General features: G+C 52.7%; 15 protein-coding genes, 1 tRNA gene and 1 pseudogene. 10 read left to right on the forward strand and 7 right to left on the reverse strand.

The window, feature by feature from the left end; all coding sequences use genetic code 11:
* The first annotated feature begins 4 nt into the window (after window positions 1–4).
* The 3 genes from ACMYSN_RS24035 (at window position 5) to ACMYSN_RS24045 (ending at window position 1,736) form a co-directional block, all read left to right on the forward strand.
* Window positions 5–90, forward strand: a tRNA-Leu gene (locus ACMYSN_RS24035).
* A gap of 311 nt (window positions 91–401) precedes the next feature.
* Complete coding sequence (locus tag ACMYSN_RS24040; protein ID WP_462496421.1) at window positions 402–980, forward strand: DUF805 domain-containing protein; 579 nt, start codon at window positions 402–404, stop codon at window positions 978–980.
* A gap of 87 nt (window positions 981–1,067) precedes the next feature.
* On the forward strand, window positions 1,068–1,736 hold the full coding sequence (locus ACMYSN_RS24045; RefSeq protein ID WP_462496422.1) for a YecA/YgfB family protein: 669 nt from the start codon (window positions 1,068–1,070) through the stop codon (window positions 1,734–1,736).
* Between the two features lie 26 nt (window positions 1,737–1,762).
* Here the strand turns inward: ACMYSN_RS24045 and tyrP are convergent, their stop codons facing one another.
* Window positions 1,763–2,974, reverse strand: coding sequence for a tyrosine transporter TyrP (gene tyrP, locus ACMYSN_RS24050; RefSeq protein ID WP_462496423.1), 1,212 nt, complete (start codon window positions 2,972–2,974; stop codon window positions 1,763–1,765).
* 193 nt (window positions 2,975–3,167) lie between these two features.
* Between tyrP and ACMYSN_RS24055 the strand changes: the two genes are divergently transcribed.
* Window positions 3,168–3,407 (forward strand): YecH family metal-binding protein, encoded by a 240-nt coding sequence (locus tag ACMYSN_RS24055; protein ID WP_462496424.1) that lies wholly within the window; start codon window positions 3,168–3,170, stop codon window positions 3,405–3,407.
* Between the two features lie 35 nt (window positions 3,408–3,442).
* Here the strand turns inward: ACMYSN_RS24055 and ftnA are convergent, their stop codons facing one another.
* Window positions 3,443–3,940, reverse strand: a complete 498-nt coding sequence (ftnA, locus tag ACMYSN_RS24060) for a non-heme ferritin (protein WP_462496425.1) — start codon at window positions 3,938–3,940, stop codon at window positions 3,443–3,445.
* Window positions 3,941–4,004: 64 nt separating this feature from the next.
* Window positions 4,005–4,107, reverse strand: a pseudogene (locus ACMYSN_RS24065) (hypothetical protein); the annotation flags it as partial.
* 268 nt (window positions 4,108–4,375) lie between these two features.
* Here ACMYSN_RS24065 and ACMYSN_RS24070 point away from each other — a divergent pair.
* The gene (locus tag ACMYSN_RS24070; protein WP_462496426.1) at window positions 4,376–5,014 is read left to right on the forward strand and encodes an RpiB/LacA/LacB family sugar-phosphate isomerase; all 639 of its coding nucleotides are present in this window, start codon (window positions 4,376–4,378) and stop codon (window positions 5,012–5,014) included.
* A 51-nt stretch (window positions 5,015–5,065) separates the two neighbouring features.
* On the opposite strand, the gene ACMYSN_RS24075 is transcribed toward ACMYSN_RS24070, so the two are convergent.
* A complete protein-coding gene (locus ACMYSN_RS24075) occupies window positions 5,066–6,490 on the reverse strand; it encodes an MFS transporter (RefSeq protein ID WP_462496427.1) in 1,425 nt (474 codons plus the stop codon).
* A 203-nt stretch (window positions 6,491–6,693) separates the two neighbouring features.
* Here ACMYSN_RS24075 and azuC point away from each other — a divergent pair, with 203 nt between their 5' ends.
* Window positions 6,694–6,777 carry a stress response protein AzuC gene (gene azuC / locus ACMYSN_RS24080; protein ID WP_015583995.1) on the forward strand — a complete coding sequence of 28 codons (84 nt, stop codon included), beginning with the start codon at window positions 6,694–6,696 and terminating at the stop codon, window positions 6,775–6,777.
* Window positions 6,778–6,856: 79 nt separating this feature from the next.
* Entirely contained in the window at window positions 6,857–7,108 is a 252-nt protein-coding gene (locus tag ACMYSN_RS24085; RefSeq protein WP_004864113.1) for a DUF2766 family protein, read from the forward strand.
* A 43-nt stretch (window positions 7,109–7,151) separates the two neighbouring features.
* Here the strand turns inward: ACMYSN_RS24085 and ACMYSN_RS24090 are convergent, their stop codons facing one another.
* The 3 genes from ACMYSN_RS24090 to ACMYSN_RS24100 all read right to left on the reverse strand — a co-directional run bounded on the left by ACMYSN_RS24090 (window position 7,152) and on the right by ACMYSN_RS24100 (window position 12,171).
* Complete coding sequence (locus tag ACMYSN_RS24090; RefSeq protein WP_462498334.1) at window positions 7,152–8,663, reverse strand: MFS transporter; 1,512 nt, start codon at window positions 8,661–8,663, stop codon at window positions 7,152–7,154.
* Between the two features lie 236 nt (window positions 8,664–8,899).
* Window positions 8,900–10,927, reverse strand: coding sequence for a heparinase II/III domain-containing protein (locus ACMYSN_RS24095; protein ID WP_462496428.1), 2,028 nt, complete (start codon window positions 10,925–10,927; stop codon window positions 8,900–8,902).
* Entirely contained in the window at window positions 10,927–12,171 is a 1,245-nt protein-coding gene (locus ACMYSN_RS24100) for an alginate lyase family protein (RefSeq protein ID WP_462496429.1), read from the reverse strand. Before ACMYSN_RS24100 ends, ACMYSN_RS24095 begins: the two co-directional genes overlap by 1 nt.
* Before the next feature lie 551 nt (window positions 12,172–12,722).
* Between ACMYSN_RS24100 and ACMYSN_RS24105 the strand changes: the two genes are divergently transcribed.
* Genes ACMYSN_RS24105 through ACMYSN_RS24115 form a run of 3 tightly spaced genes read left to right on the forward strand, consistent with a single transcriptional unit; the run spans window position 12,723 to window position 15,814 of the window.
* Complete coding sequence (locus tag ACMYSN_RS24105) at window positions 12,723–14,012, forward strand: ABC transporter substrate-binding protein (protein ID WP_462496430.1); 1,290 nt, start codon at window positions 12,723–12,725, stop codon at window positions 14,010–14,012.
* 11 nt (window positions 14,013–14,023) lie between these two features.
* Window positions 14,024–14,965, forward strand: coding sequence for a carbohydrate ABC transporter permease (locus ACMYSN_RS24110; protein WP_462496431.1), 942 nt, complete (start codon window positions 14,024–14,026; stop codon window positions 14,963–14,965).
* Window positions 14,966–14,974: 9 nt separating this feature from the next.
* Window positions 14,975–15,814: a carbohydrate ABC transporter permease gene (locus tag ACMYSN_RS24115; protein ID WP_174508013.1), complete on the forward strand. Its 840-nt coding sequence runs from the start codon at window positions 14,975–14,977 to the stop codon at window positions 15,812–15,814.
* Window positions 15,815–15,821 lie beyond the last annotated feature (7 nt).

Below are 15,821 nucleotides of genomic sequence, written 5' to 3' on the forward strand. Positions count from 1 at the left end.
CCGAGCCCGGATGGTGGAATCGGTAGACACAAGGGATTTAAAATCCCTCGGCCATAGGCTGTACGAGTTCAAGTCTCGTTCCGGGTACCATTGGGATTATAGAATAAAATCAATGATAAGCAGTGTCGTGAAACCACCTACGGGTGGTTTTTTTGTTTTTGTCCCTGCCTCACGACGCTTAGCCACTCTGTTTGAGCTTACCGCTGAATACTGCCAGGCGCCGCTTGCCGGCTCGACATTCCTGGCATGGCGTGTTCATAAATACGTGCGATTGTTGTTCCATTTTCTGCAGCTAACATCGTTAGTAAACTGCGCTAAAATAACGCGCCGGCATGTCTGAAATTTTCCTTTGGGGACAGAATAGCAGTACGGCGATAAAAACAATTTAAATGAGGGATTTTATGGCTACTTTGTTCGAAAGCTACGGTAATTGTTTCCGTAAATATGCCACTTTTCGCGGCCGGTCAGCGCGCCAGGAGTATGTAGTTTTTACCGTTGCCAACTTTGTGCTGTCTATTGTACTGGGGCTGATCCCAATCATTGGTGGGTTATTTGGTCTGCTAATTATTATCCCGGGTATCGCGGTGGCGGTCCGTCGCCTGCATGATCTGAACAAATCCGGATGGTGGCTGCTTTCACCCTATCTCATCCTGCTGATTGGTTTTATCGGTATCGTCGCTACTGTTGACGATGGCGAAACGGCTGGTTGGCTGTGGTTCACCGGGCTGGGTGGTATTGCGGTGCTGGTGATGTCCATCTGGCTGCTGTTTGCCCGTGGCACCGTCGGTGCCAACCGCTTTGGCGATGAACAGCTGAACGATGACAGCAGCCCGCTTGTGGCTCCGCCAGGTGCTGCAGCACACTCTTCTGCTGAAGGGGTCAGAGAGCGTCTCGCGCAGGCGAAAAAAATGTTTGAAGACGGCACGATTAATGAGAGCGAATACGAAACAATGCGTGCCAGCATTATTAAAGACATCTAATCACCCTGACTGAACCCGCTGCCGGGTAGTTTTCTCCCGGCATTTCCGCTACTGTATGCGCCATTTTCTACCATGACGAGCCTGTTGATGAAAACCGGACCCCTGAACGAAAGCGAACTTGAATGGCTGGACGATATCCTGTCGAAATACGCCACCGATGGCGCCATCCTTGATGTCTCAGAGCTTGACGGCCTGCTGACGGCCATTCTATCCGGCCCGAAAGAGATTGAACCGGCGCAGTGGCTGCTGGCTATCTGGGGCGGCGCAGACAACGTGCCGCGCTGGGCAAACGACCGCGAACGTGACCACTTTGTAAACCTCACTCTGCAGCATATGAGCGATATTGCCGAGCGCCTTGAAGAGTATCCTGACCAGTTCGAACCGCTGTTCGGTACTCGTGAAGAGGAAGGGCAGGAGCTGACTATCATTGAGGAGTGGTGCTTCGGTTATATGCGCGGCGTGGGGCTTGGTGACTGGTCTGTATTGCCGGAAGAGCAGCAGGCGGCGCTGGACAGCATTGCCCTGCACGGCACGGAAGCGCAGTTTACGGCGGTTGAAGGGCTCTCTGTCGATGAGTTTATTGCCAGCGTGGACAACATTACCCCGGCAGCGCTCTCTCTGTATCACTACTGGACAGAACATGCCGAGCCCGAAGTGGTGGCGCAGCCTATCAGAAATGAGGCAAAAATCGGGCGGAATGACCCGTGCCCGTGCGGCAGCGGTAAAAAATATAAGCAGTGTTGCTTAGCCAAATAAAAAAGGGGCCATCTGGCCCCCTTTTTTTATCCCACCGCCGGGAGCAACCCCGCGACAATACTGAACTGTATCGCGATCACCGCGACACCACAAAACAGCACTAGCCATAGCGCCAGTCCGCCTCCGGCGACCCGCCATGCGGCCTGCGGATGCTGCTGACGGCTCTTCATCACCAGCAGCGACGGCAGTATCAGCGCCAGCACCGCCAGCGCGACGCCGGCATAGCCTAACGCCATCACAAACCCACGCGGATAGAACAAGGCAAAGGCCAACGGCGGCAGGAAGGTCAACGCACCGCTTTGCAGACGACCGGCTGGGGTGTTTTTACGCTGGAACAGATCCGCCAGGTAATCAAACAAACCGAGCGCCACGCCGAGGAATGACGTCGCCAGGGCCAGGTCAGCAAACAGATGTACCGCCAGCTCGACGTGCGGCGAAGCGACCACTTCACGCACCGCCTCTAACAGCCCGTTCAGGCCGGCACTCTTCGCCAGAAGCGCCGTAAAGGCAGGGGAGTCAATGCTACCGAGCGTCGCCAACTGCCAGAAAATATAGGCCACCAGCGGGATAAAACTACCGATGATAAAGACCCGGCGCAGCTTACGAATATCGCCGTTGAGATAGCTGACGATGCTCGGCACGCTGCCGTGAAAACCAAAAGAGGTGAAAATCACCGGTATCGCTGACAGCGCAAGGCCTTGCTGGAGCGGTAAGGTCAGCAGATTGATCTGGTGAATATGCGGTAACAGCAGCGCCAGCATAATGGCGAGGAAAATAATCTTGGCGCTGAACAGAAAGCGGTTAAACAGATCGACCAACGAGGTGCCCAGGCAGACAATCGCGCCACCCACGGCGGTAAACAGCAGGACGCCACCCGCCGCAGGAAGCGTCCAGCCCAGCCATTGGTTGAGGCTGGATGCCAGCAGCTCGCCCGCGCCGCTAATATAGGCAGCGGTGAGCGCATACATCAGGAACAACATGCACAGACCGGTCACCCACTGGCCGTAACGACCGAGATAACGCGCGGCCAGCGACCCGAGCCCCATATCTGCCGGTACGTGCTGATAGACTTCCAGCAGCAGCAATGCGGTGTAACACATCAATGCCCACAGCGCGATCAGCAGGCAGAATGTGACCCCAAAACCCACGCCCGCTGAAGCCAGCGGCATCGCCAACATCCCCGCGCCGATGGTGGTTCCGGCGACGATTAAAATACTACCAAGAGTGCGGTTCTTCACGTTTTTCTCTATCCATGAAGGAATAAGCAATAAAATATGTCGCGCAGAGTATGTGAAATCCGTACGCTCGTCAAATGAGGGTTACACTGCCTGTAATCATAGGTTTACATGATCGGCTGATTGCCTGAAGCCTGCGCTGGCGCAACATGTTCACCGGTTGGCCCGGCTATGCTGTGCGTTTTAAGGAGGCGTTATGTCATCGATTCATGGTCATGAAGTGCTGCAGATGATGCTTGCTTCAGGGGAGCATTACACTACCGACAGTCTTGAAGCGGCAATTAGCACGCGTTTTGGCGCCGATGCCCGTTTTCATACCTGTTCGGCACAAAATTTAAGCGCGGCGGAGCTGGTGGCTTTTCTGCAGAAAAAAGGGAAATTTATTGCTGAAGAGTCGGGCTTTAATACCCGGGAAAGTAAAATTTGCCGTCATTAACAGGGCGGCGAAGCGCTGCCTCGCCGCCGTGGTAATTAATTCTGGGTGTCGAGCGTAGCCAGTTCTTTATCAATAAAGTACAGACCTTCGCCGCTTTTACCGGCGAGGGTAAGCTTATCAATAACGGATTTAAATAATTTCTCTTCTTCGTGCTGCTCAGCAACATACCACTGCAGGAAATTAAAGGTTGGATAATCCTGATTGGTCATCGCCGCGTGGGCCAGCTCATTAATTTTCTGCGTAATCAGTTGCTCGTGTTCGTAGGTGACACGGAACAGGTCGTCCAGTGATGCGTACTCGGCAAACGGTGAAGAAATGGTGTTGATGCAAGGCAGGCTGCCGGTGTCGGTCAGGTAATCAAACAGGCGCTGCATGTGGGTCATCTCTTCCTGGGCGTGACGACGCAGGAAGGCGGCCGCACCTTCAAAGCTGTGGTAGCTGCACCATGCGCTCATTTGCTGATACAGCAGAGAAGAATAAAGCTCAAGGTTCATCTGCTCATTCAGTTTATCGATCATTTCTGTTTTCAGCATAGCGTGTGCTCCGAAAATAAAGGCTAAAGATTATTGTGGGGTTACTATAATTTGTTATTAATTTATTTGCAAAAAGTAAATTAAAAAATATATTTATTAAAAATGATAATGGGAATAAAACGCATTGGCAATTTAATAATAAATGAGAATGGTTTTGGTTTAATATTTTAATTACCTGCTAATAGCAGTAATAAAGTGCAAGTGATACGCCATTCACCGTCAGAGTATGTGGGTATTCGCTTCTGTATCCTGCGAGAGCCCTCGGGGAAGAGCGGGGGCGTTAGCGGCAACAGGAAGGCAAAAATGTGAAGCACTACGTAATTTATAAAACAACTTTTCATAAAATTTGAAAGTGTGTTTGTTAAGTAGTAGAGTCTTTCACAACGCTAACGAACTACTGCGGGAGTACCCGCGCAGCATTCAGGAGAGTAAAGCATGAAAATCGCATTGATGATGGAAAACAGCCAGGCCAGCAAAAACGCTACCATCCTCAACGAGTTAAACGCCGTTGCTGATGAAAAAGGTTTCCCGGTATACAACGTCGGGATGAGCGATGAGCAGGACCATCATCTGACCTATATCCACCTGGGCATCATGGCCAGCATTCTGTTGAACTCGAAAGCGGTGGACTTCGTTGTCACCGGTTGTGGTACCGGACAGGGCGCACTGATGTCTCTGAACATCCACCCGGGTGTTGTCTGCGGCTACTGTATTGATCCTGCTGATGCCTTCCTGTTTGCTCAGATCAATAACGGTAACGCGCTGTCTCTGCCTTTCGCCAAAGGTTTTGGCTGGGGCGCGGAGCTGAACGTACGCTTTATCTTTGAAAAAGCCTTCACCGGCCGTAAAGGCGAAGGCTACCCGCCGGAGCGTAAAGAGCCGCAGGTTCGTAACGCCGGCATTCTGAACACCGTTAAAGCTGCCGTGGTTAAAGATAACTATCTGGACACCCTGCGCGCTATCGACCCGGAACTGGTCAAAACGGCGGTTTCCGGCCCACGCTTCCAGCAGTGCTTCTTTGAAAACTGCCAGGACAAAGAGATCGAAGCCTTCGTGCGTCAGATCGTCGGCTAATCGCGTTTACTCGAGTATAAAGAGGGCCAGCAGCTGCTGGCCTTTTCTGTTTTATCTCTTCTGCTTCTTCGACACGCTGCTGCCGGCATCTTTGGTCAGGTGCAGGCTATCCACCATTCCCACCAGACAAATCAGCGCAATAAAGACGAACGAGAGGCGGAAGCTCACTCCCGGCACGCTGGTCAGGTTCAACCACTCGCTGGCTTTTTCCCCTATGCGTATCCCGATGGCACCAAGGGTGATCCCTAGACCGACGGCCAGCTGCGAAGCAGTGCTGAACAGGGTGTTGGCGTAGCTCATCTGTGGCGACGGCACATCGGCGAAAGCCAGCGTACTGACGCCGGTGAACTGGATTGAACGAAATACGCCGCCGAGGTACAGAATCAGGCAAATCAACCATACCGGCGTTTCTGGGGTTAAGAACGCGCAGGCCAGCAACGACAGCACGTTTAACGCGCCGTTGATCAACAGTAAACGACGAAAGCCCAGCCAGCGAATCAGCGGTGTAGTGGCCGGTTTAATCGTGAAGTTGCCGACAAACACCGCCAGCACCAGCAGCCCGGAGTGGAAGGGATCCATGCCAAAACCGACCTGAAACAGCAGCGGCAGCAGGAAGGGGACGGCGCTGATTGAGGCACGGAACAGCGACCCGCCATACATCGTAACCCGGAAGGTAGGGATCTGTAGCGCGTCCAGGCGCACCATCGGCCAGGCCACGCGGCGGAAATGGCGCAGTGAAAACAGCATGCAGGCGACCCCCAATCCCAGCAGGGCGAGGGTGGCCCAGCCCTGAGGCTGAGTATCGCCGAGCAGCTCCATCGCGCTCACCAGGCTGACCATCGCTACCGAGGTCGCCAGGAAGCCGGGAAGGTCGAAGGGACGCCGTTCCTCTTCCCGGATATTTGGGATAATGCGTAGCGACAGCGCGATGGCGATCAATCCGAGGGGGACATTAATAAAGAATATCCAGTGCCAGCTGGCATAGCTGGTGATAAAGCCACCCAGCGGCGGGCCGATGATCGGGGCGACCAGCGCGGGCCAGGTCAGGGTGGCAATCGCTTTGATCAGCTGATCCTTGGGCGTGGTGCGCAGCACTGCCAGTCGGCCAACCGGAACCATCAGCGCGCCGCCCATGCCCTGAAGAACGCGCATGGCAACAAAGCTGTCGACGTTGGTGGAGAAGCCGCAAAAGACCGAGGCCAGCGTAAATATCGCCAGCGCGAGGGTGAAGATTTTTCGGGCGCCAAAGCGATCGGCAATCCAGCCGCTGGCCGGGATCAATACCGCCAGCGTAATCAGGTAGGCGCTGATACCGATATTGAGGTCAACCGCCGCGACGCCAAAATCCTTCGCCATATCCGGTAACGCGGTGGCGATCACCGTACCGTCGAGAAACTCCATGAAAAAGGCCCCGGCGACCAACAGCGCCGGAGCGGAGAAGGCGCGGTCTTCCCGTGAAGAGATATCTGTACTCATTGTGTCTGCCATAGCAAGGTGAGGTTAGCCGCGAAGTACGCCCCAGACGCGTTACGCGTACCTTCCTCATTTTGTTTAATTTTTAAATTATACTTGTAATAAAAATGTGATTTGTAGCAAATTTCTATTGATTTATGTGATGCAAGTCATATTATAGCCCCATCGACAGTAACACCTGCATAACAAAATAACGGAGTCACTCCATGAAGTTGCGCAAAATCCTGAAGAGCATGTTCGAACAATATTGCAAAACCTTCAAAGACGTACCGCCTGCCGGTATGTTCTGATAAAAAAACCTGCTGCGGCAGGTTTTTTTATCTCTCGGAATTTAGGTTACTATTACGCTCCTCGAAATAGGAGTAATAAATGTCTCAACACCTCACTGAACAAGACGAACTGGTCTCTGACGTTGTCGCCTGCCAGTTAGTTATCAAACAGATCCTCGACGTCATTGATGTTATCGCCCCTGTTGAAGTGCGCGAGAAGATGACCACGCAACTGAAAGCCATCGATTTCGCCAGCCATCCAGCCTCCGCCGACCCGGTAACGCTGCGTGCGGTGCAAAAAGCCATTGCCCTGATAGAACTGAAATTTACGCCGCAGGGCGAAGCGCACTAAAAGCAGACGCCCCGCCAGAATCCTGGTGGGGCGTTAACACTGATTAATGAGAAGTAACGGGACTGATCTGGGTCGCTTGGTCATCCCTGAACAGCTTACTGTTACCCCAGCACTCTTCATAACGATGGCCGACTAAGCCTTCCACCACGATGCGCACATCGGACGGGATATCGCTAATCTTGCCGCCAGCCTTAATTCGCGCCACTTCCTGCAGCACTATCAGGTGCGCTTTGCGATCCAGCTTCATCTGCTTACTGAAGACAATCGCCGCCAGTGCCAACAGAATCACGCCGCTACAGAAGACCACAGCAATCGCGGTCACCGCGCTTTCAGGCTGCGTATGCGCTTTTGACTGGAAGCCGTAGTAGCTGAGAATAGCGCCCATGGTGAAGACGATAATCGAACGCAAAATTTTACCGGAGAAGGTCATCGCACCGGCATAAACCCCTTCGCGGCGACGGCCGGTATAGATCTCATCGACATCGGCGAGGAAGGTGTAGACGGTCCACGGAATGTAGTACACGCCGCCGGTACCCAGGCCAAACAGCACGGTGATCCCGAACATCAAAATAGTTGCCAGGTGGGACGGCAGGTGGAAGAACCACAGCGAGGTGTAGAGCAACACGGAGAAAATAACGATGCTCAGCGCCAGGATGTAGGGCTTGCTGAACCCCTTTTTCACGCACAGGCCGATAAACAACGCGGTGGAGATCAGTTGCAGAATGGAGTTCAGGCTGTTCAGCCCGGCAACCATCGCCGGATCGTGCTGCAGCACAAAGATCACGAAGTAGGTAAAGATCGAGGCAAACAGCCATTCTGCGCCGAAACCACAGAGATACATGCCGAGGTGTTTACGGAAAACACGCAGATAAAAGGTGGAAATCATATCTTTCGCCAGCGTCGACAGCGTCGCCAGCAGGCTTTTTTTCTTGTTAACCGCATGGTCTTCTTCACGCGGACGCTCCCAACTGCAGAACCACAGGCAGGAGATGGCGATAATCAGAATCAGGCCATAGGTCACTCCGGTAAGGAAGAATGGAGTGGCTGAATCTTTGCCGTACAGAAGGATAAACTGGCCTGGAATAAAGGCCGCCAGGAAGTTGGCCAGCTTACCGAAAATCGCCTTATAACCGGTAAGTTTTGAGCGCAATGCGAAATCATCAGTCATTTCTGTGGCTAATGTTTCGTAAGGCACCATAACTGATGTATAAATGATTTCGAAGATGACGTAAGTACACAGGTAGTACCAGAAGCTGAGGCCTTCAACCCACAGCAGTGGGTAGAACATCATCAGTGGAATACCAATCAACAAGAAGAAACGCCGCCGTCCGAAGCGTTTGCCAAGCCGTGTTTTACCGAAATTATCGGTAAGATAACCCATCAGCGGGTTACTAATCGCGTCAATAATGCTGGCGACGGAAAAGATAAATGCTGCCTCGATCAGCGTCAGGCCGCAGAACGTCGTATAGAAATACAATAGCCAGGCGCCGCTGATTGCCAGCGCGCCACTCCCCAGTAAGTTACCGCCGCCGTAGGCTAGCTGATGGCGTAACAAAATCGGTCTTCCCTGCAACGCTTGTGAGGTTGAAACCGTATCTTTTGCCATTAATATAAACTCCATGTTTTAAATTTTTGAAACGCTGTTTTTATATTCTTATGGCGAATGTTAAAAAGTGATCTCCGTCACTAATTTCCGCCTGCGATCTTCGGCTGAGTGGTAATGAGATCTACTTAAAAGTTTTTAATGCTTTTCAGGAATAAAAACGGCGCCGAAGCGCCGAAAATGATGTTTCAGAGAAGAGTGACCTGCGGGGATCGTTGGCGGTGGTGCTGCATGTCAGGAAGCCTGCCTTCCTCATTACTGATGGTTACCTGCGTACAGTCGTCCGCTCGCCAAAGCATCAGTTGGGTGCCGTGTTCATGATGTTGAACGTTCACGTCGGTCAACGGCATCTGGCTGGCAAAATCCCATATTCCGAGGAAACGAGCCTGCGCCTGGTGGCTGCGTAAAACCAGATAACTGAGCTCCGCAATTGACGGATTATCAGGTCCGTAGCCTTGCCAGAGTTCAGCCTCACCGCCCAGCCACAGGGCAAATGTGTCATCCTCCGTAGCAAAGTGGCGCGGCTGGCAGTTGTTCAACTGAGTCATTGTGGCATCGCGCATGTGCTGCAGCGGTCCGCTCAGGGCAAATGGCAAAGCTGTGCCACTTTTATCCAGCGCTTGCGCCGCCAGGTGCAGCGTCCAGTCCAGTTGCTGACGATGAGGATTGTCGAGGGTGGAGAGATCGATCAACACATCTCCCAGCCATAAGCACTGCCGACGGAAACGAATATCCCGCCAGGCGTTCAGATCCCATTCGATGCGGGTATGACTCTTCAGCACAGGTGGCTTATCGCGCCAGTCGACCCGGCTATCGAACCACTGAAAGTCGTTCCCCTGGTGCCAGCTCAGTACCGTCGCATTAGCCGGCGGCTGGTTGGTCTGGTTAACGGAAACCGTATTGTGCGTCGCGCTCTGTTTGTAATAGTCATAGTGCATACGGGCGCCATAGCCGGTGGTACCCAAATCGGGGAGCAGGGCGTGGCCATTTTGCCAGATCAGCAAACTCAATCGATCGTAATGATCGTGCTCACCGCCGTAGGGGCTATGTTTTATCATGATCGTCCGCTGGTGCTCTGGCCGACGCCAGAGCGTCAGGCCGGCTCCAGGTGCGTACAGAGAGTGCCCGGTTATCAGCGGCGGTGTTTCAGCAGGCAGTGGCAAATCGCGCCACAGCAGCGAATCGAGGGTGATATCGTCGCCCACCGTCGCGTTGAGCACGGCGGCATAGCGCGCATCTCCCCAAACATGCCACGCAAATTCGTAAATATCGTTATGCCCTAATGCCTCCTGACCGGCCAGGCAATCATTCAGCCTTGGGAAAGTCCCGTCCGGTAGCAGTAGCGAAAGCGGGAAGGAGAGCATTTTGGGGTACCAGGGGCCATCGGTCAGGCTCCAGCGCGTGCCGCGCGCGAGTTTTTCAAAGGCAAAGAACCCTTGTAGTGCGTAGTAGTGATAATGAATTGACCCTTCGAACCACAGCCCCTCCTGTAAAAGCCCCTGTTCCAGTTGCCAGCGCAGGCCGTAGGTTTGGTTGACCGCGAAATCCAACAGTTCGTCATCGGACAGAATAAAGCCCAGTACTGCCAGAGCCGCGTTAATTTTGACTTCGTGATTGTGAATTTGCGGGCTGCGATGCATCCGCAAAAAATCGGCAGCGCAGCGCAACAGGTGCTGGCGGATGTGCTGCTGCTGCTCTGCTGATAGCGTGTCCGCGACAAAGTCATAGCCGAGAGCCATATCGAGTATGCAGTTTGCTTCGCAGAGCGTTTGGGCGTTCATTTTGCCCGGCCCGTTATGAGGGATATTGCCGTGAACCTCATATTCTGGATACACGTCGGCGTAGCCTATCAGCCATTCGGCGACTTTATCGGCGTAGCAACGATCGCCGGTAAGTTGCCACAACAGACCGAGCCGATAACAGGCGCTGGCGTTACGGCCATTCAGTTCTCGCCACCATGCGCCGTCGTAAGGATCGCCACGAAAAATTTCACCGTCTACCGGGCAGCAATGTTCCGTGGGGGAATCACGTCGCCAGAGCAAACGGACGCTGTGCTGAGGGCAAAAATAGTAAAGATTCCAGCTGGCAATTCCCCTTTGCGGGATCAGGACCGGCGTGGTCACATCCGCGGCGTGTTCTGCAATCAATTTTGCGATCAGAGGACTCTCTGTCGCGCGTGCGGCGATGGCTGGCCATCGCCCGGAAAATTGCATCATTATTTTGTTACCCCACCCGTCGCTTGCAGTGGTAAGGGGGCAATCAGGGTCGTGATATCTTGCGGATAGCGGTGACGAAGCCATTGCGCTTTCTGGCTGAATGTCAGATCGTCTGGCCAGGCATGGGCCGCCGTTGCCATATTGAAGAGGGTTTTTTTTGCGTCAGGCTTATCAAGATCCTTCCACGGCCAGGGGGTGTCACTATCGATAAATCCTGCAATATATTGATAGCCCTTGCGCAGGCTATGGTCATCGAGGCTGAAGTTCCAGATATCGACACCGGTTTTCTCGCCCAGTCGGCCAAGCTGGCTGTAGGCGTCGAGATTAAAGTTGCTGTAGTGCCAGGGGCGGGTACGCTCAAGCTCCGCCATCTGGCGACCTTGATTATCGAATTGCCCGACGATCCGCCGTAGCTGGGTTATCTGCAACCGCTGTTTCGCCTCCTCTTGCCTGCCGCTGAACAGGGCAAAAGTGGCCGCCTGCAGATCGAACCAGGTACCGTGATTATTGTGCCAGTTATCTTCCTCAAAACCATTCTTACTGGTGGTCATCCAGTGGTAGAAATCCCCAAACCACTGCTGGAGCTGACGGTAGTCAGCGTCGCTAAGCTTGCCAGACGAGCGCAGCAGTGCGATGGCATCCACCACGTTCACCAGCGCCCGGCTATCAATGATCCCGATGCCGCGTCCGTGGTTGATCCCTGGGATAGCCTGAGCGTATTCGAGGTTGGGGTTCATTCGCGTATTCGCTGATAAGAACCAGCTGTGTAGTTGCGCCACGGCTTTTTCTGCATAGCGAATATCCCCGGAAAAGTACCAGCCGAGTGCCAGGGTGTAGACATCATCGCTCATCCTGACCAGTCGCTTCTTGTCGGTGGCATCGCTATTGGCATCCGGGTTGGTTTGCCCGTCTTTGCGAATGTAAGGCAGACCGTCTTTGGTTTGCGGGTCAGGCCACCAGTAAGGGGGAAAACTGTAGTAGTCATGTTTATCACCGCTGACGGCGACCAGCGTCTTGTCCATGACGGAATACAGCGGATGTTTCAGTGCCGCATCTGCCTGTGCCAGTAGCGCGGCCTGTGCCTGAGTAAATAACGGGTTTCCCTCCTTAATCTGCTGCCGGCTCTGGGCAAGCGCGTGGATATCAAGGATTAGAGGCGCCGGTTCAGCAGCATAAAGTGGCAGACTTATCCCTGAAAATATAAATGAGAGGCACAACACACTGCGGCTCGACAATTTAGCCATGGCAATATCCCTTCGATAGGAAATCAGAAAATACTCTCACCAGCGATGATATTAGCGCGTCGCGAGAGGGAGGTTAAAATAATGCGTAATTAATGTGTGAAATGATGTTTCATTCACATGGTGGTGCAGTGTAAAAGACAAAGTGATTTTTTTTGTGATGCCGATCTTACTTATGCTACAGAATGAAAAATGGACGGATAAACGTGAGTTATCTCACGGTATTAGCCATTTATCAAATGTATTTGAAATAACGAAAGATTTGTTGATTTTTTTATTCAATTGAAATTGTTATGTATTTTTATTTTGTCACTTTGCATGTCACTTTTATATGTGATCTTGTTCAATTTTTTATATTTTGAAATGCGATTTCTTTTTCGTCCGGTTGTAATGATAAATGCCTTTCTATCTAATAATGCCAGGGTGATGAAATACCCAGTTTTAAAACCATTAATAAAATAAGTGCATTCGTCTTCGTAATAAATGTCGCCGGGCAATCATGGCGTGCATTTCTTATTTTTAACTTCTGAACCTGCAATAAAGGATATGGCGCCATGTCTGCAAATAAATTACGTTCATTGTTACTCATTTCTGCGCTCGGATTGGGCGCAGGACAAAGCTACGCTGCCACTACCCTCAATGTCTGGATCCGTGCCAGTAACGATTCAAAAAATATCTACAAGCAGGAGGCGGAGACCTTTGAGCAGAAAACCGGGATCAAAATCGAGTATTTCAATGCGACAACCGATTTTGAACAGCGACTTGCGCGTGCGGCGGCGGGTCAGGCGCTGCCGGACCTGATTTTTAACGATGCGGTGGCGCTCGGGCAATTTATCCAGTTGGGTATCGTTGAGGAGATAGATCCCGGCAGCATTGCCGGTGGCGACCAGCTTTACCCGGTAGCCTGGGAGAGTACCCGCTATGTCGACGGCAAATATTACGGCGTTCCGACTTCTGCGCAAACCTTCGCGCTGTTTGTGCGTAAGGACTGGCGGGAAAAACTGGGGCTGCCGCAACCAAAAAGCTGGGACGATATTATGACGCTGGCGAAAGCGTTTACTACCCAGGATCCTGATGGCAACGGTAAGAAAGATACCTACGGATTTCTGGTCCCGGGTTCCAGCACGCGCGGCTATGCCAGCTGGTTTTTGAGTAGCTTTATCTGGCAAGCCGGGGGGGAGTTTGTTGCCCAACAAGGTGACAAATTCAGCGCCACGCTGAATACCCCGCAGGTTGCCAGTGCACTGACATTTATCCGTACCATGATGTGCGAAAAAGTCACTCAACCGGGGGCGATCAATGCCACGACGGCTGACGTGATCCCTTCATTCCGTTCCGGGCAAACCGGGATGTTTTTTAGTGGGCCTTACCATATTGCACTGTTCGATAAAGATCCCGGCAAAGAGAAGATTGAAGTGATCCCGCTGCAGGGGCCGACTGGCGAGACCACGCTTTCGGAAGGTACAACGGTATTTCTGATGAAGAGCAGTAAGCAGAAAGAGGCGGCGCGGAAATTTATTGAATTCATGATCTCCCAGGAAGGCCAGGAGATTGGGATGGGTAAGGGGAGCCAGCATATCCCGGTGGTGCGTTTGCCGGTTAACAAAAACGTCGATGTACAGGGGGTCTATCAGGATACGCGCTGGGCAACATTCGCCAGCTTGTATAACCAACACGGTCGTTATGTGCCGCAGGTGCCGAACTGGACGCCGATTCGCCAGGTCACGGCAGAGGGCTTCAACCGTATTCTGGCGAGCTGTGACAGCGATATTGCCGCGGAGTTGAATACGCTTAACGGCAAAGTTGCTGCCGAACTGAAAAAACAAAATGTGCTGGCTGAGTGAGGCATTAACGCATGAGTGTGCAAGAAACCAAAAGCTCCCCAGCGGCAGGGAGAGTGTCGTCGGGCGCAATCGGCTGGCTCAACGCCAGGCGCAAACAAAAGCTGATTCCGTGGCTGTTTTTAGCCCCGGCGCTGATTATCTTTACCTGGTTCAAGTTCATCCCGATGGTGCAGGGATTGATCATGAGTTTTTACAAGGTGAATTTCAATCAGCCTGATGAGTGGGTGGGTCTGGATAACTTTACCCGCGCATTTGCCGATATCGAATTACATGCCGCGGTCATCAATACCTTGCTGTACGTGGTGGTGACGATGGTCGCTGCCGCGGTGCTGGCGTTCTTCCTGGCGATGTTGCTGGAGGGACCGGCCCGTCATCTGCGCTTTATCCGTACGGCGATTTTTCTTCCGGCGGTGACCAGTGCGGCAATCGTCGCCGAAATGTGGCGGATATTATTTAACCCGACGCCTAATGGGGTCGTCAACCATCTGCTGAGCTGGTTCGGCATTGATGACCAGGGGTTTCTCGCCAGTTCAGACCAGGCGCTGTGGGTGATCATGCTGCTGCATATCTGGAAGGCGATACCGTACAACATGGTGATCTTTATCGCCGGCCTGGCGGGAATCAGCCGCGATCTGTATGACGCTGCTAATGTCGATGGCGCTAACTGGTGGAACCGTCTGCGTTATGTCACTTTGCCCGGCATGATCCCGGCGCTGTCGGTGGTGCTGATGCTGTCATTTATTCGCGGCTTTCGCGTGTTTGCTGAAGTGTACGCGACGACCGGCGGCGGGCCATCCAACGCGACCGAAATGATCATGACCCACATTTATAAGCTGGGTTTTGAACAGTTCGACTATGGCTATGCCTCCGCAGTGTCGTTCTTACTGTTTGCCTTCACCGTGGTGTTGACCATCGTCCATCTCACTCTCAAAAAACGTATCGCCCGTTATTAAGGAGTTTTTATGCTCAGTAAACGCTGGGAAAGTGCCGGTCGGTGGTGTATTTACCTGCTGTTACTGGTGGTATTTGTCGGGCCATTCTGGGGTATCGTGGCGACGGCATTTAGCGGCGCGCCCGTGAAGCCCGGCGAGCTGCTGGCCTGGCCACACGAGTTTTCACTGGAAAACTTTATCTTTGCCTGGCAGGACATTGGCGTCTGGCAATATCTGCTCAACTCGATGCTGGTGGTGTTCTTTGGCACGATTTTGCAGGTGTCAGTCAGTGCCTTAGCGGCTTATGCCCTGGCACGAAAGAAGTTTCGCGGCGTCGCTTTAGTGAGCCTGGTTATCCTCTCGACGATGATGTTGCCCGAAGAGGTCATCGCCATTCCGCTCTATATGATTATCAACTGGCGGCTGCCGCTGATTGACGCCTCTTTATATAACAGCTATCTCGGCATGATTTTGCCGGTGGTCGGCTGGGCTTTCTCTATCTTCGTACTTACCGAATTTATGTCCGCCATCCCGAAAGAGCTGGAAGAAGCGGCGCGAATTGACGGGGCAAACGAATGGCAGATTTTTTTCCACGTCATTCTGCCGCTGGTGAAGCCGGCGCTCGGAACCGTGGTCACCTTCGGTTTCATTATGATTTGGGATCAATATCTGCTGCCGTTGATCGTTATTAACCAGGATAGCCTGAATACCATTCCGGTGATCCTCGGCACGCTGCGTACCGATGAGAGCATCACGCCGAACATTTTTATCGCGATTACCCTGCTGGCAATGCTGCCAAGCATCATTGTTTATCTCGGTCTACAAAAACATTTCAATCGCGGGATCATGTCCGGCGCGGTCAAAGGATAAGGAGAGT

Source organism: Klebsiella sp. R445, from assembly GCF_051131755.1.
Classification (GTDB): Bacteria; Pseudomonadota; Gammaproteobacteria; order Enterobacterales; family Enterobacteriaceae; genus Klebsiella; species Klebsiella lignicola.

Coding starts and splice junctions, on each gene's coding strand:
- ACMYSN_RS24040 (WP_462496421.1), top strand. CDS start 402: ATGGCTACTTTGTTCGAAAGCTACGGTAATTGTTTCCGTAAATATGCC.
- ACMYSN_RS24055 (WP_462496424.1), top strand. CDS start 3,168: ATGTCATCGATTCATGGTCATGAAGTGCTGCAGATGATGCTTGCTTCA.
- azuC (WP_015583995.1), top strand. CDS start 6,694: ATGAAGTTGCGCAAAATCCTGAAGAGCATGTTCGAACAATATTGCAAA.
- ACMYSN_RS24095 (WP_462496428.1), bottom strand. CDS start 10,927: ATGATGCAATTTTCCGGGCGATGGCCAGCCATCGCCGCACGCGCGACA.
- ftnA (WP_462496425.1), bottom strand. CDS start 3,940: ATGCTGAAAACAGAAATGATCGATAAACTGAATGAGCAGATGAACCTT.
- ACMYSN_RS24110 (WP_462496431.1), top strand. CDS start 14,024: ATGAGTGTGCAAGAAACCAAAAGCTCCCCAGCGGCAGGGAGAGTGTCG.
- ACMYSN_RS24100 (WP_462496429.1), bottom strand. CDS start 12,171: ATGGCTAAATTGTCGAGCCGCAGTGTGTTGTGCCTCTCATTTATATTT.
- ACMYSN_RS24115 (WP_174508013.1), top strand. CDS start 14,975: ATGCTCAGTAAACGCTGGGAAAGTGCCGGTCGGTGGTGTATTTACCTG.
- ACMYSN_RS24075 (WP_462496427.1), bottom strand. CDS start 6,490: ATGAGTACAGATATCTCTTCACGGGAAGACCGCGCCTTCTCCGCTCCG.
- ACMYSN_RS24085 (WP_004864113.1), top strand. CDS start 6,857: ATGTCTCAACACCTCACTGAACAAGACGAACTGGTCTCTGACGTTGTC.
- ACMYSN_RS24070 (WP_462496426.1), top strand. CDS start 4,376: ATGAAAATCGCATTGATGATGGAAAACAGCCAGGCCAGCAAAAACGCT.
- ACMYSN_RS24045 (WP_462496422.1), top strand. CDS start 1,068: ATGAAAACCGGACCCCTGAACGAAAGCGAACTTGAATGGCTGGACGAT.
- ACMYSN_RS24105 (WP_462496430.1), top strand. CDS start 12,723: ATGTCTGCAAATAAATTACGTTCATTGTTACTCATTTCTGCGCTCGGA.